We start from the raw sequence: 15,247 nt of genomic DNA, 5'->3' as shown, positions 1-15,247 counted from the left end.
GAATATTGGTGCAACTAAAAATAGCAACCCTTAGCTAGGTCCATAGCTTTGGGTTGCCTTTTTAGTTTTTCTTTATTGATAAAATGGTTTTACATTGTATCCGCTTTTCTCCAAGTGATAGCGAATATTTTTATCGACTAGGAAGTGACCAGAACCAACTACAACAAAGTACTTACCTTCTTTTTCTTCAAGTACATTCATGATTTTCTTTGCCATTTGTTCATCACGTAAACCAAATAGCATTTTATTGAATTCTGATGATGTACCTTCCATTGCTTGGAAGCTTTTTGCGAACTCCTCAACATTCCCTTTATTCCAGCTTGTAAACCACTCTTTAAGAATTTTTGATTGATTTTCATCAGAAGGACTGATGATACTATCCAACACTGCGACTAATGACTGCTCCTGTGCTTCTGGTGATAATGCATCAAACATATCAACTTGTGCTTTTACTCCTTCTAATTCAATGACTGGCTTTTGTTGCAACTGTGCATTCAATAAGAAGTATACATCAATACCATGCATCGTCATCTCTTGTGGCGTCAATCCAAAGGAATCGTCCATTGCCAGCATTGATAATGCACTAGATAGCATCCAAGGCTTTTGCATTGTCAGCTGATCCATCGGAAGATCGTAAAGCTTTGCAACTTGCTCAAGCTTTGCATATGTTTCTGGTGCCACAGCATCTTTCAATGTTTTACCTTCTGTATACAGTGCCTTTTCTGAATAATATTCAAGTGCTTTTGTATCCAAAATATTTGCCTCAACTAATAGCGCATCCGATTCATTGAACGCTGTTACTAATTTTTTATCGAAAGGATATAAGTCTGGTGTGCCTAGATGGATGGATCCTAATAAGTACACAGTCGTATCCTCATCCTCTACAACCCAGGCCACCCCCTTCGATCCTTGTTCTGCAAGGGCATATGTACTTTTAATGAAACGAACAGCTAGTATAACAGCCTGCTGTGTTGTTGCTTTTTTTTCTAAATGCAGTCCGTTTGGAGAACCTTGTAATATATTTTGTTCTTTCATAAATTGAATGGCATCTTTGCCAACAGGTAAATCATAGCGTGCTACGATATTGTACATGCGCTTCACAATATCACCACGTGTATTATCGTTCTTTACACTCACTGGCTTGTATTGTTTATTTTCAGCTAAACCTAGAGTAGCAATTTTCTTTTCTGTCAAAGCTAGTAATTCATTTACTTTATCCACCGAAATTTCTTCAAGGAAACCATCGTAATACCATTCCATAGGGAAAATACCATATTTTTCTCCCTCATTTAATGTTTCAATAGCCCACGGACTAATCGATGGAACTTGAGGCTGTAATTGCTCTTCAGCATGAATCACAGGTACAACCGTTGTCAGCATTAACGAAGCACCAAGCAATACTGCACTTGTTCGTTTCATCATCTTTTTCATCATACTCTTTTCTCTCCTATCTCCTATTTTATGTATCAACACCGCTTGAAATTATACCATATAAATAACAACTATATTATACTTAAATGTGAAAAAATTAACAAAATTGTATTACCATTAAAGTTATGTCGAAATAGTTATCTATAAGCTACGTAATGCGACGTAGTTAATGCCGTTCACGCAAATAAATAAGACGATGACAGCTATTTATGTCATCGTCTTACTTGTGTATAATTTATTGAATAAATTTAGGATCTAATATACCTAAACCACTACCTTCAAGTTCAAATTTCACTTTTGAAGCTCCATCTAAATTAACATGAACCTTTACCTTGTCTTTGATTGCTCCACTATCATAAATCAATTTACCATCTGCGTAAATTTTCAAGAAACCTACTCCGAAAGAGTTAGCTGCTAACTTTTTAATTGGTGCCAAATTGGTTTCGAATCCTTTGTGATTTCCATTGGCTAAGTATTCCACTGTATGGTCTTGAACAGCACCGCCCCCATGGTAACCACCAAGTTGATAAGAACGCTCGAACTTTTCACCCGTATGAATTACGATAGAACTTGGATTATGGAACAATGGGTCCTCATCACGCCCAATAGGTTTTACATCTTTCAAAGAGGTGAACTGGGGAACCTCACCAATATAAACGGATTTTGTTTTTCCGTCCCATGTTACCTTTTCACCTAAAGATTCCGCAACAAAGCGCATTGGAACATATATTGTACCTTGATAATTAAATCCAGATTGACCTTTTTGCGGCACTTTTTCAACCTTATTGACATAGTAATTGATTGGATCCTGATACACGCTGATCTTTTTCAAGTCGCTTGCCGCTTCCGTAGTTGAGAAGTATGTAAACGTCAAACCTCCTAATATAAAAAATCCTAAATAACTTGTTATTATCAATAACTTCTTCACAAAATCACTCCTTAAAATTAATATAGATATATGTAATTATACCAGAAATTTCATATAAATTTTATACCAGGATATTTTTAAACAAACTTTTTTTCTAGTAGAATTATTTTTTCTGTACTAGTTTATTTGTACGCTATTTGAATATTAATGGAAAAAACTCGAACCATAGCTAATGGATCGAGTTTTACAGCAATTTTATTTCTTCTGCTTATCAAATAATGTTCTTTTTGAAAATAGATGGTAGCACATCTAACAACCGTTCACGTGTGATAGGGTCACAATGATTCCATGTAAAATCTACGAAATGAGTCTTACCAGGAGTTAACTTGGCTAAAGTGACGATCTGTGGACATTGAGTAATCGTTTGTAGTTCTTGAGGAGAAGCCAAGATAAAATTACGTTCTCCAGCATAGTGATTTATTTGATGCTGCTGGATTTCTATCCATGCTTGCCCTTGCTCAATTAGGTGCATTACTTTGGGAGTGGGACGGAAGCCAAGTGATTCATACAAGCTAGCAGCCAATCCGGTCTGACACATAACGTAAAATTTTACACCAAGCTTGAGATAAACCGTAGCCGTCTCTCCAGCAACATAAGCATCCACTAATTGCCTACGTACCATTCTTACTTTGTCCTCATATGTAGTAATCCACTTCTCCGCCGCTTTACTCCGCTCAACTAGTTTAGCGATATATCGTAACCGCTCAAACAATCTAAACTTCTTGTCCAGTACAACAGTTGGAGCAAGCGCATCCAGTTCCTGCAAGTCTTGCGGATAATAGCTAAGCAATATGAACTCTGGTTGCAGCTGTGCTATTTTATCTGGATCTGCCCAATCCCCGATACTATGAATATTTCGCAATTTATTGTGATAAACCACGTTATCTCTCATGATGGAGATGGCTGCTCCTATAGGGGGTATGCCTAGAACGAGTAATTCCCCAAGTGTAAATTTTCCATCAGTCACAATACGTGTTGCACTTGTAGGAACAAGAACCCTTCTACCCAGTGAATCAATAACTGTTCTTTCTGGCGTATGAAGATGAATGTTTGCATATTCACGTGGGGTGTTTCCAGTTAATTTATGAAAGCACCGACTGAAATAGTATTCATCTTTAAAACCAATTTGTCGAGCTATTTTGCTCAATGGATCGGTCGTATTACGTAGAAGTTCTTTTGCCTGATTTATACGTAAATGAGCCACATAATCAGTCGGCTTTTTGCCAGTCAACGTTTTAAACTTTTGACTATATTGCCATCTCACCATTCCAGCCATGTTAGCCAGTTGTTCTACTGTCAAGTCCTCATCATAGTGCTGTTCTATGTACTGTACAGTTTTTTGAACCAATTGTATCTTTTCTTCATTCAACAACTCGTTAGCTTGCTCATCTAACTGGACCATCATAGCTAGTATCTGCTGAAGTCTACCTTGCATCATCGCCATTCCTGATGTGGATAGAGAGGAACAAAACTGATTATTTATCCATGCTTCATTTCCTAATACTTGCTTGACTTGAGAAAATAACAGATTATAGGGATAACCACAAAGTAGGGGTGGATGGGCAACCTGATTCAACGTCATCCCTTCCACTTTAAAAGTTTCAAAGGTAAAGTGTGCCAGCTGTGCCTCTTTGTTACTTGATTCTACAGTGTAGCTTTGTGTAGGTAAAATTAGAACGCAGCTTCCTTGTCGTAGATCAATAGCCATTTTGTCTACATACAGCCGTATGCCATGACTCAGTGCTATTAATAATGCGCATACATTTATTTCATTATCCTTTATTCCCTCATTGTAGCTACTAGCTAGCATTATTTGATCAACTTGAAATCGTTCATAATGTTGTAGCCTAATATATAGGGGTGCTAGATTCATAAGCAACTCTCCAACCATTGAAAATGATTCTCATTATCGTTATTGTAACATATAATGACCCTCTATCAACTATTGTTCGAGTATGTACTATTTTAAAATACAAACAGTTTAAAAAATTGATTAGGTAAATACAATTTTTACTGTTTGTGCATCCATTCTGGTAACTTTTTATACAATTGCTCCAAAGCTAATAAATTATCTGTATTCCATTCATTAGGAACAACATAAACATTTCCCTTTTTGACTGCAGGTAAAGTTCCCCATATTGGGCTTTGTAGTAGTCGATCCGCCTCTGCTTCACTTTCACCATCCTCTTGTACAATGACAAACAAATGATCACCAGCAAACTCTGGAAGCACCTCTTCGGAAACCTCAAGGAAAGATACCCCTTCTACATCAATAATATTCTTCTGTACAGCTGGTGGGACGGCAAAACCGTTTTCTCCATATATAATGGCGCCAAAGTTACGATCGCCCATAACATAAAGTATTTTACCTAACTGGTAGAATACCGTTGCGGTCTCCCCTTTTGCTAATTGAAGCTTATCAAACATTTCTTTAGATTGCGTTTCAAACTTAGCAATCATTTTACCCACTTCTTCCTGTTTACCCGAGATATTGCCCATCTCCTTTACACGTTCTGTATAAGGAAGAGCTGGGTTAAAGGGAATAGTCGTTGCGATTTTTGACAATTCCTCGTTAAGATTTGGATCGGACTTGTAATAACCATTAATAATCAGATCAGGTTTTAAAGTCAGAATCGTCTCTAAGTTAGCAGGATTTCCAATATCAACGATGCCTTCAAGTTTATCTCCATAGTAACTTGCAGGATCTTGAGGAAGATTATTACCAACAAGGGGAATATCCATCGCCAAGAAATCACCCGTCGTCTGACCAATATAAACTACTCGTTTTGGATCTGCAGGTATTTCAACTTGTTCGCCTGTAATCGTTGTATATTGAACCGTTGTCTCACTTTCCTCTGCTTGCACATCAGATTGAGCTGTTTTCTCATTTTCCTTACCCTGCGCATCAGACGCACTGCCATTAGAATTACTGCATGCCGATAGCATCAACAGCAACAGAAGGAAACTCCCTCCCCATAGTATAAATTGCTTTCGTAGAAGCTTTTTCACATTTATTACCCCTTTCCTTTTTATCTTCAATTGAAAATGATTATCATTTACAGCACTATTATAGTTTGTATGAAAAGGGTAAACAATGGAAAAAACGCAATGATTTATTTGGATAAATGTCAATAGCTTCCCCCAAAAAACGCACGTTCTCTTATTTCACTTATTAAGTAGCAGAAAGAAGTTTTACATTTATTTAATTATCTCTACACAGCCATGTTTAATGACAATAACCCAGAAGAGTTTCAATAAAGTTGGATACTAATACGCAAACAGCAATAAGATTATTCAATTCAAATTTGATAAAAAATCTTGGGTTTTCTATTTAATTTCCTCAGCCAGCTCCAAAATAATTCCTTCTGGTCCGCGAACGTAGCATAATTTATAAGCATTTTCATAGTTAGATATCTCACCAATTAGTTCTGCGCCTTTCTTTGTCAATTTGGTAACAAGGGCTTCAATATCTTCAACAGCAAAGGCAATATGCTGGATACCCAGCGTATTTGCTAAAGGATGCCGTATCCCTATTTCATTTGTTGGCGCGTTAAATTTTACTAGTTCAATATTTGTATCACCATCTGGCGTTCGCAACATTACTATTTCTAAATTTGCGTCACTATCCGATAGTCGCCATATTGCCGTTTCCTCTTTAACGTCTTGAAGCCCTATTATCCGCTCCATCCTCTTTACCCACTCACCCTCCACTTTTCCTTCCCCTAGCATCTCAAGGCCAAATTCAAGGAAAAATGCTTTTGCTGCTGGAAGATCATTGACGATTATCCCCACATGATCGATCTTACGGATTTTCATATTTCATACCACCTTTCTCCTAATTTTAATAATTTCTTTTTGATTGTTGAATAGCTTTTCCCCTATACTCAACAAACTATCCACCATTGGCAAATATCTATAACTAACATGAACTAATAATCCTAAGTCTTAATCTTTTTCATCGTATATTTATGATAGTCCTTTTTACGAACAAAAACGTTTTTCTGAAACAACTCCATAGACCTTAAACATCTAATTTTTGATTAAGGGTGGTTTTAGAATCTTTTCATTTCCTCCAATAACAATCTACAAAAGAAGCCCATTACTTTTGTAGATTTAATACAGATAAACAATTTTTCACTTGATCATCTCTTTAACCCCTTGGACAATAGATTTTAAACTTATTATGTTAATTTAAAGAGGGAAAATCCCTAATACTACACAGACGATCATCATGACAATGGTAGAACCGAAAGCCCACTTTAAGAAGATACGTTGTAATGTGCCGAAATCCTCTCCAACCATACCTACTAATAAATAAGTAGATGGAACAAGTGGACTTAGAAGATGGACTGGCATCCCTAATAGAGAAGCTCTACCAATTAAGGCGGGGTCGATGCCATATACCGCTCCTGCCTTGGCAAGTAATGGCAGCACTCCATAGTAAAAGGCATCGTTGGACATAAAAAATGTAAAAGGTGCGCTAAGGATGGCTGTAACTACTGCAAAATGAGAACCCATTGCATCTGGAATATAATGAATTACTGAGTTTGCCATCGCATCTACCATTGCTGTTCCTGAAAGAATCCCTGTAAAAATCCCAGCTGCAAAAACCATTGAAACAACTGATAATGCATTGTCAGCATAATTCGCAATACGTTCCTTTTGGTCTTTCAATTTTGGATAGTTTACAGTAATCGCAATCGCAAAACCAAGCATGAATAATGTAACAGGTGGTAATAGCTCCATAATTAACGCTATTAAAAGAATGATTGTTAGTGCATAGTTAAAGATAATTAGTTTTGGACGTTTCAAAGAGTCATCCTCGACTGTAGCAGCAGGCTGAACTGCAGTTTCATAATCATATTCTATAACACCAATTCGCTTCCTCTCCTGTCTTCCGAACATAAATGCCATGAGCAGAACAAAGATAGCGCCGCCAATCATCGCGGGAATCACGGGTGTAAAAACTTCAGACATTTCAAGATTCAATGCTGTCATAACCCTTGCAGTTGGCCCTCCCCAAGGTAGGAGGTTCATAACACCTGAGGCTGAAACGGCAATACCGGCTAATACAATTGGTCGCATGCCAATTCTTTTATAAAGCGGTAAAAATGCTGAAATAGTAATCATGTAGGTTGTTGTACCATCACCATCTAAAGAAATCAGAAGGGCTAATACGGCTGTTCCGATGGCAATTTTTACAGGATCACCTTTTACTAACCTAAGAATTGTTTGAATGATTGGATCAAATACTCCAGCATCAATCAAAATACCAAAGAAAAGAATGGCAAATAAAATCATAATCCCGGTTGGAGCCACACTTTTAATCCCATCCAACATCATAGGACCCATTTCACTTCCGAATCCACCAATAACTGCAAACGTAATGGGAACTACAATTAATGCAATCATTGCTGTAAGACGACCAGTCATAATCAAAATCATAAATACTATTATCATTAAAAAACCTAAAATTGCTAGCATTCTAATCCCCCCAATGACCCTTTTAAGTTATTTATCAATTCTATAAATAACTAATTTTCCGAATATTAAACCTTATAGTAAAACAACATCGAGCAAATGTAATCGTTTTCAAATTAATGTTTATTAATTTCTTTATATCTATTACGTACATTTTGTTCACTAAAAGTAATACCTTCCATTTCAATAGCTTCTTAAGATGCCTATTGTACACATTAAAAATACCTCCCTTATCAAAGGGAGGCTATACATTTTGATGTTCTGTAAGGATTTTTTATTTCCTATGTTTGAACTTGTCTTTTTTATGCCGTCTGCTGTGATATTCCGTAGTATACTTTTATCACAACAAACTAAAGGAGTACATAAATGCTTGATTCTAATCCTAATTGGCTGGCACATTGCACAGAAATAAAAGATTTAGCCAAATCCTTATTTCAAAAGTCTACGATACATCTTGAAAGTGCGGCTCTCTTATTGATTACGGATGGCCAAACCACCCTGTCCATTAATGGGCACAAAGAGCATATTGTTTTTGGGCATTTGATTGCCCTCGAAAGTGATGCGGTTATCCAACTTACAAATACAAACCGTCTTGATTTTTCAGGCTATTTAATTAGCTTTGCACTGTATGATACAGCAATGAAATTAACCCGTAAATGGTCTATCAATACAATGAATGGTTACTATATTCAGCGAGTGCCTGAAACGATCATAGCTGATATTCGGATGTCGCTCGCTAAAAATATAGACCCTCTCCATAACACCATTAAACAATTTATTTTATACAGTTTGTTGAAGGAATTACAGCAAGAGCAATCAACAGATGAATACACACTTGAGGAAAGAATGGAACAAACAGTTATTTATATGCAAAAAAAATATAACCAAACAATGACAAGAGATGAACTAGCAGCCATCGCTGGATATAGCCCATGGTATTATTCGAGAAAGTTCATTGAGTTATATGATAAAACACCGATAGCTTATTTAATTAGTTATCGTATTTACCGTGCGCAAGAAATGCTATTAACAACAGATGATTTATCACAAAATGTCGCAAAAAAAGTTGGTTTTGATGATGTGCAGCACTTTAGTCGACAGTTTAAACGCATTGTAGGTCGTCCACCTAAGAAATTCAAAAAGACCGTTGGTGAATATCGTGTTTGCTTTCTATCACCTGCACACGCAGAAATTGCAATCGCATTAGGGGTTATACCAAATTGTGTTACTGTGACGAGCTCCCTCACTCCAAAATATCAAAAGAATCTTTTTCATGAAGTTGGTACAACCATCTTAGAAATGCCTCAATATGTGATTCAACAAGACATCATTGTACAACAGCAACCCGATTTAATTATCGGTGTCGACTTAACGGAAGAGACAAAACAACACTTCCAAACGATCGCACCTGTAATTACCGGGCTACCTTATGATTTAAATTCATCAATTCGTTACTTTGGTGAATTGTTTAATAAAGAGAATGAAGCTACACAAGTTATTCACGAACTTACGACACATGTAGATGTTCTAAAAAATAAAATACAACACCATCTTGTAAAGAATGCTACTGTACTTTACTTACGTGTGGAGGAGTTGGGTTATCGCTATGTCGGTGAATCTTCTAGTGACTCCGCTACCCTTTTATATCAGGAACTTGGCTTAAAAATGCCTGAATCATTGCGCACAAATAAAAATAGTTTCAACATATGTTCTTTACAACAATTAGTGGTAGCCAATCCTACTTATTTGTTTATTGAAAAACGCATAATGGATTATTATACAGCCGACCTTAGCTTAGCTACTTTACAAAAAAGTGAGCAGTGGAAAAATTTAGATGCTGTGAAAAATAAACGTGTGTTTTATGTGGATACGGGTTTATGGATAAACAATTGCAGTGTGTTTGGCAAAAGAAAAATTATGCAACAGATTGAGCAGTCGATTTTGGATGGTGTTTGCCCTAAAACACAATAATCCAATTTTTAAGGCACTTTACGCTATAGTAGGCACTCTCATTCCCTGTTATTATTTGATAGTGATAATCATTATCAAATAAAAAGGAGCTATAATCAATGAAAAAAACGATGCAATATATACTTTTTATGTTAGTAGCTTTAACATTAGTTGCTTGCTCAAGCACTAATAAAGAGAGCGGAAATGAGACAAAGGGTCAAGAAGAACAAAGTGAGCCTACAACGAGTGTTGTAAAAGATGCCTATGGTGATGTCACGATCCCTACTGAACCTAAAAATATGTTAGTTCTTAGTTCTAACTATGCTGAAAACTTAATTGAAATCGGTGTAACGCCTCAAATGGTGACAGTTGTTGAAGAAATTGAACCTGAGTATCGCTTCAAATTATTCAATGACAACAATGTTAAAATTATTCCGACTGTGCAATATGAAGATAATTTAGAAGTTATTCTTGAAGCTGCACCAGATGTCATTATTGCTCAGGGTGCAGCGATTGATGCTAAAAAATACGAAGCTTTAAGTAAAATTGCTCCTACTGTTGCTGTTGAGGCAGGCGTTGCAATAGATGAATATGTTCCTGTGCTTGGTGAACTGTTCAAGAAAGAGAAAGAAGCTACACTTGCTCTCGAGAAGTATAGGGAAAAAATAGAAGAAACCAAAGAAAAACTACACGATGCTATAGGTGACGAAAAAATTCTTGTATTACGGGTAGAACAAAATCAATACCGTGTACTAGGCACTGAAAAAGGTAGCCCTGGTAGTGATATGCTATACACACAACTTGGGTTAAATATTCCAACTATGTTGAAAGATAATAATGAGTGGTTCACGCCCATTTCCTTAGAGGTTTTACCTGACATTGATGCAGACCATATTTTTGTCGAACAACGTCAAATGCAAAATTATAGTAGTGAACAATCTATGAAAGATTTAGAGAATAGCCCGATGTGGCAAGCAATGGATGCTGTGAAAATCGGCAATGTTTATCCATTAAAAACAGCAGATTACGTTGTAGGTGAAGGTTTAATTGGCTCTCCACTATTCCTTGATTATTTAGTTGAAAAGTTGGTGCCTTAAATGGAACAAGAGATTTATGATGTAATTATAATCGGTGGTGGGCCGGCTGGCATGTATGCTGCCTTTTACAGTGGCATGCGTGAAATGAAAACGAAAATTATCGAAGTAAAACAGGAATTAGGTGGTTTTATGCGCACCTATCCTGAGAAATTGGTATGGGATGTCGGTGGTATTGAACCTATTCGCTGTGAAGAAATTATTCATTCCTTAATCAAGCAAGCTATGACATTTAATCCAACAATCGTATTTGGTCAAGAAGTTGTTGGCATGGAAAAACGCGACGATGGCATTTTCGTCTTAACAGCTAAAACAGGCGAGAAACATTATACGAAAACGATTATATTAGCTACAGGACGTGGTATTACACGCATTCAAAAATTAACGATTGAAGGCGCTGACCGTTATGAACTAAACAACCTTCACTATACGGTAACGAACATCAATAGGTTTAAAGATAAACGTGTACTCATTTCTGGTGGCGGCGACTCAGCTGTAGATTGGGCTATTGAAATGGCTCCTATTGCCAAAGAAGTATACGTTGTTCATAGACGAGATGACTTTAGTGCCTTTGAATCATCTGTAACACGTATGAAGTCTATCGCAACAACCTATGTTCCGTATACAGTTTCTCGTTTACATGGCAATGGCAATAAAATTGAACATGTCACATTACAGCATGTTGATTCTAATGATATGACAAAAATTGAAGTAGATGAAGTGCTTGTCAATCACGGATTTGACCGACACTTTGGCGGCGCCATTTTAGATTGGGGCTTGGCCTCTGAAGAATGGGGCATTTCCGTTACTCCCAAAATGGGTACAAGCATGCCAGGCATCTTTGGCGCAGGCGATATTGTAACGAATGAAGGGAAAATAAGACTGATTGCAGGCGCATTTAACGATGCTGTCCTCGCTGTCAATAGCGCCAAATTATACATTGACCCAACAGAATCAAAAATGGCGGGCGTTTCTTCTCATAATGACCGCTTCGCTGAAAAAAATGAAGCGTTACAACAAAAGAATAAAGCTGTAACTACACATAAGTAATCAGCTAATACCTTCCCCATTAGATAAACAAATCATCTGTTTATCTAATGGGGTTTTTTATTGAAGCAAGAAAGGTCTTCGTGGAGCTTAAGAAAAACGCAACTGCTTGAAGTTTTACTTTATTGTTTTTGTACTAATTCAATAATTTGTTCTGCCATGTGCTCTGCTTGATGGATAACAGAGATTGGATCTGCTGAGAAGAAGTACGTCCCATCGAATGTAATCACTTTATTATTTTTCACAACCTCTAAATTATCCCATGTAGAAGTCGTTTCGTATTTTTGACCATAATCTAAAACACCTACATAATCACCTACATAGTCACCTACCGTTTCCCATGAAATACGTTGCTTCTGCCAATCTCCCTTGCTATCTTCAATTAGCTTTTGTATAGATGTTGGTGCTGTAAGTTTTAACAAATCATACATCGCTTCACCACCTGAGTTACCACTAGGAATCACAACAATCTCTTTGTCTGTTAACGTAAAGAGTGAGAATGTTATGCCTTCTGGGATTACGGCTTTGATTTTTTCTTCAGCTACCTTTGCACGCGCCGTATAATCTGCCATAAACTTCTTCGCCTCTTCTTGGTGATTTAACATTTCGCCAATTGCTAAAATTTCTGCTTCCACACTATCGTAGCTATCCGTACTGAACACAATAGTAGGTGCAATTTTTTCATATTGTTTTATATTTTCCTCTGCAAACGTAATAATTAAATCTGGTTTTAGACTAGTAGCTGTTTCTAAAGATACAGTATCTTCATTCCCAAGATCTACAATGTCCTGCCCCTGATAGTAATCCTTTAAAAATTCACCATAATCAATGACCTTTGTCGTTGAAGCAACTGGTACAATGCCTACAGCTAATACGTGACCTAAATCCCAATCCACAATAACACGTTGTGGGTCTATGGGAACTTCTACTTCACGTCCTACCGAATCTGTTACAATACGTGTTGTTACAGTCGTTGTAGATTCCTTGTCATCCTTTGTACCTTCTGTTTTACTACCACAAGCTGCCATTATTAGCAGTAGACTCATTACCAACATTACTAGAACGGCTTTTTTTATGTATTTATTCATAATCCTTCTCCTTTAAATACTAATTGTTCCCTATTATATTGAAAATGATAATCATTTTCAATTATTGTAGCTGTAAAAAAGTCTGCTCCAATAATATTCACCTATTAGACTTGATAAACAAGAATGATTAATCCAAACATGTTATATATGAATTTCTTTTCTTAACATCCTTTATCCAGTTTTTAATTTGGTTAATCATGTAATAATACCCACCCTAATAATAAGAAGAATTTGCTTCTAGCTTTTCATATACAGCGTAATATAAAAAATAATTCCGATACCATTGAATTATGTAGATTACTGTCGAAATATACCTATATATAGTTGTGGGAGGAAGCAAATGATGAAGAGAATTTTACAGTTACGAAGCATTTCAAGAAAGTTAATGCTACTAATCACAATTATTATACTTGTAACAGTTGTGATTATCGGCTCAACAAGTTATGTTGTTGCCAAAAATCAGCTCTTAGAATCCGGTCAAAGAGAACTACAAAGCATCGTCAAGGGGGCTTATACTTCATTAGAACTGATTAATGAAGAAGTGGAAATTGGCAAAATAACACTAGAGGAAGGTAAAGAACAAGCGAGAATTATTCTAAATGGGCCAGTAAATGGAAATGGAGAGTATGATTATCAAAATTCCCATTTTACTTACAAAGAAAATGGTTATATATTAGCTTTTGACGAGGATTTAGTGTTACAACTCCATCCCTCTAAAATAGGTGGAGCTCCTGTCGATGACCTCAACAGAAGTAATCGAGAAAAGATCGTTGCAGGCGGCAAGTCCGAAAATGAATCAGATCGCTATGTCGTTTATTCTGATAAACAGCCAGATGGTTCTTTTAAAGATAAAACAGCCTATACAGAATATTTTGAGCCTTGGGGTTGGACTCTTGGAATTGCTGTTTTTCAAGATGAATTTTATGAAGGATTAAACATCTTACAATATATTATCTTTGGTGCAACAATTGTACTCATTATTTTAAGTTCAATTGTGTTTTATTTAGGTATTCGGAGGAAATTAAATACACTAAAAGAAGTAGCTGAAGCATCAACAAAAATTGCTGATGGTCATATAATTGTTACCAATCTACCTGAATCAAGTGATGAAATTGGGCAACTTGCGACTGCTTTTAATAAAATGTCACAGCAATTACGTACACTCGTCGAAAAGACTAAAAATACTAGTGAACATTTATTGGATTCAGCGACCAACTTATCAGCAATTTCAGAAGAAACATCTGCTAGTAGTGATGAAGTTGGTAGAGCAGTTAACGAAATTGCTACTGGTACACAAGAACAAGCCCATGATTTGGACAAGATAAACCGAACAGTAGAGCTATTATCAAGTTCTATAGAAACTACGGAAAAACAAAGTAAAGTGATGTACGACATTACAAAACATGCTGAAAAAATATCAGCCGAGGGAATTGCAATAGTTCATCAATTACAACAATCCAATACTGATTCATTGGCAGCATCAGAAGAAGTCAGTTATGAGATTAAAAATTTAAATAGTAAAATCAATCAAATCACACAGGTAATGGAAACAATTGAAACAATCGCTGAACAGACGAATTTACTCGCTTTAAACGCAAGCATTGAAGCAGCAAGAGCTGGTGAATATGGTAGAGGTTTTTCAGTTGTTGCCGATGAAATAAGGAAACTAGCAGAACAATCGAAAAATGCTACTCACCAAGTACAAGGAGTGGTTTCATCCATTGTTTCAGAAACAACTAAAACAGTTGAAACTGTAGAAGGAACAATGGAGACTGCTAAAAAGTTAAATGATGATGTAGTGCTAACACAAAGTAAATTCAATCAAATGTCTGATTCTGTTAAGCAAATTGTGGAATCGATATTAGCAGTTAATAAAGAAATGGACGTTATGACCTCCTATAATAAGTTGATGAGTGAAGGAATCGAAAGTGCGTCCAGCGTATCAGAACAGACGGCCGCTTCCGTACAGGAAATTGCTGCTTCCATAGATGAGCACATTAAAGCAATTGCTGATGTTGCTAATGCTGCTGAAAAACTAACGGAATTAAATCGTGAATTAAATTCTTTAATGGAGCGATATACTTTATAAAAAGGTAGCGATGTTATGAATATGGTTTAAAATGACTACAAAAGATAACTGGTTTCAATACTTTACAAGGTATTGAAGGTATTCCAAAGTTTTTGGAACTCTTGATGAAACATATAATAGATTATAATACCAAAGCATC

The 15,247-nt window shown here is 36.3% G+C and carries 11 protein-coding genes; 4 read left to right on the top strand and 7 right to left on the bottom strand.

The window, feature by feature from the left end; translation table 11 throughout:
- Positions 1-72: 72 nt before the first annotated feature.
- The 6 genes from MHI34_RS08545 to MHI34_RS08520 all read right to left on the bottom strand — a co-directional run bounded on the left by MHI34_RS08545 (position 73) and on the right by MHI34_RS08520 (position 7,843).
- Positions 73-1,434: a TraB/GumN family protein gene (locus MHI34_RS08545; protein WP_082673780.1), complete on the bottom strand. Its 1,362-nt coding sequence runs from the start codon at positions 1,432-1,434 to the stop codon at positions 73-75.
- A gap of 232 nt (positions 1,435-1,666) precedes the next feature.
- Complete coding sequence (locus MHI34_RS08540; protein ID WP_342504333.1) at positions 1,667-2,359, bottom strand: stalk domain-containing protein; 693 nt, start codon at positions 2,357-2,359, stop codon at positions 1,667-1,669.
- Between the two features lie 211 nt (positions 2,360-2,570).
- Positions 2,571-4,232 carry an AraC family transcriptional regulator gene (locus tag MHI34_RS08535; protein ID WP_051891779.1) on the bottom strand — a complete coding sequence of 554 codons (1,662 nt, stop codon included), beginning with the start codon at positions 4,230-4,232 and terminating at the stop codon, positions 2,571-2,573.
- Positions 4,233-4,369: 137 nt separating this feature from the next.
- On the bottom strand, positions 4,370-5,368 hold the full coding sequence (locus MHI34_RS08530; protein WP_340809600.1) for an ABC transporter substrate-binding protein: 999 nt from the start codon (positions 5,366-5,368) through the stop codon (positions 4,370-4,372).
- Between the two features lie 318 nt (positions 5,369-5,686).
- A complete protein-coding gene (locus MHI34_RS08525; RefSeq protein ID WP_036128833.1) occupies positions 5,687-6,175 on the bottom strand; it encodes a VOC family protein in 489 nt (162 codons plus the stop codon).
- Between the two features lie 375 nt (positions 6,176-6,550).
- Positions 6,551-7,843, bottom strand: coding sequence for a CitMHS family transporter (locus tag MHI34_RS08520; protein WP_058845225.1), 1,293 nt, complete (start codon positions 7,841-7,843; stop codon positions 6,551-6,553).
- A 363-nt stretch (positions 7,844-8,206) separates the two neighbouring features.
- Between MHI34_RS08520 and MHI34_RS08515 the strand changes: the two genes are divergently transcribed.
- The 3 genes from MHI34_RS08515 (at position 8,207) to MHI34_RS08505 (ending at position 11,934) form a co-directional block, all read left to right on the top strand.
- Positions 8,207-9,811, top strand: a complete 1,605-nt coding sequence (locus MHI34_RS08515; RefSeq protein ID WP_089933670.1) for a helix-turn-helix domain-containing protein — start codon at positions 8,207-8,209, stop codon at positions 9,809-9,811.
- A 98-nt stretch (positions 9,812-9,909) separates the two neighbouring features.
- Complete coding sequence (locus MHI34_RS08510) at positions 9,910-10,887, top strand: ABC transporter substrate-binding protein (RefSeq protein WP_058845223.1); 978 nt, start codon at positions 9,910-9,912, stop codon at positions 10,885-10,887.
- Complete coding sequence (locus MHI34_RS08505; RefSeq protein ID WP_036128836.1) at positions 10,888-11,934, top strand: NAD(P)/FAD-dependent oxidoreductase; 1,047 nt, start codon at positions 10,888-10,890, stop codon at positions 11,932-11,934.
- Between the two features lie 119 nt (positions 11,935-12,053).
- On the opposite strand, the gene MHI34_RS08500 is transcribed toward MHI34_RS08505, so the two are convergent.
- Positions 12,054-13,019, bottom strand: coding sequence for an ABC transporter substrate-binding protein (locus tag MHI34_RS08500; protein ID WP_340809604.1), 966 nt, complete (start codon positions 13,017-13,019; stop codon positions 12,054-12,056).
- 340 nt (positions 13,020-13,359) lie between these two features.
- Between MHI34_RS08500 and MHI34_RS08495 the strand changes: the two genes are divergently transcribed.
- Complete coding sequence (locus MHI34_RS08495; protein WP_342504332.1) at positions 13,360-15,108, top strand: methyl-accepting chemotaxis protein; 1,749 nt, start codon at positions 13,360-13,362, stop codon at positions 15,106-15,108.
- Positions 15,109-15,247 lie beyond the last annotated feature (139 nt).

The organism is Lysinibacillus sp. FSL L8-0126 (assembly GCF_038630385.1).
Classification (GTDB): Bacteria; Bacillota; Bacilli; order Bacillales_A; family Planococcaceae; genus Lysinibacillus; species Lysinibacillus fusiformis_D.
Note: the sequence above shows the minus strand (reverse complement) of the source record. Positions and strands in the feature narration are given on the sequence as shown.

Excerpts from the sequence above, each read along its gene's own strand:
- MHI34_RS08545 (WP_082673780.1), bottom strand. The coding sequence starts at position 1,434 with ATGATGAAAAAGATGATGAAACGAACAAGTGCAGTATTGCTTGGTGCT.
- MHI34_RS08535 (WP_051891779.1), bottom strand. The coding sequence starts at position 4,232 with ATGAATCTAGCACCCCTATATATTAGGCTACAACATTATGAACGATTT.
- MHI34_RS08525 (WP_036128833.1), bottom strand. The coding sequence starts at position 6,175 with ATGAAAATCCGTAAGATCGATCATGTGGGGATAATCGTCAATGATCTT.
- MHI34_RS08520 (WP_058845225.1), bottom strand. The coding sequence starts at position 7,843 with ATGCTAGCAATTTTAGGTTTTTTAATGATAATAGTATTTATGATTTTG.
- MHI34_RS08515 (WP_089933670.1), top strand. The coding sequence starts at position 8,207 with ATGCTTGATTCTAATCCTAATTGGCTGGCACATTGCACAGAAATAAAA.
- MHI34_RS08510 (WP_058845223.1), top strand. The coding sequence starts at position 9,910 with ATGAAAAAAACGATGCAATATATACTTTTTATGTTAGTAGCTTTAACA.
- MHI34_RS08505 (WP_036128836.1), top strand. The coding sequence starts at position 10,888 with ATGGAACAAGAGATTTATGATGTAATTATAATCGGTGGTGGGCCGGCT.
- MHI34_RS08500 (WP_340809604.1), bottom strand. The coding sequence starts at position 13,019 with ATGAATAAATACATAAAAAAAGCCGTTCTAGTAATGTTGGTAATGAGT.
- MHI34_RS08495 (WP_342504332.1), top strand. The coding sequence starts at position 13,360 with ATGATGAAGAGAATTTTACAGTTACGAAGCATTTCAAGAAAGTTAATG.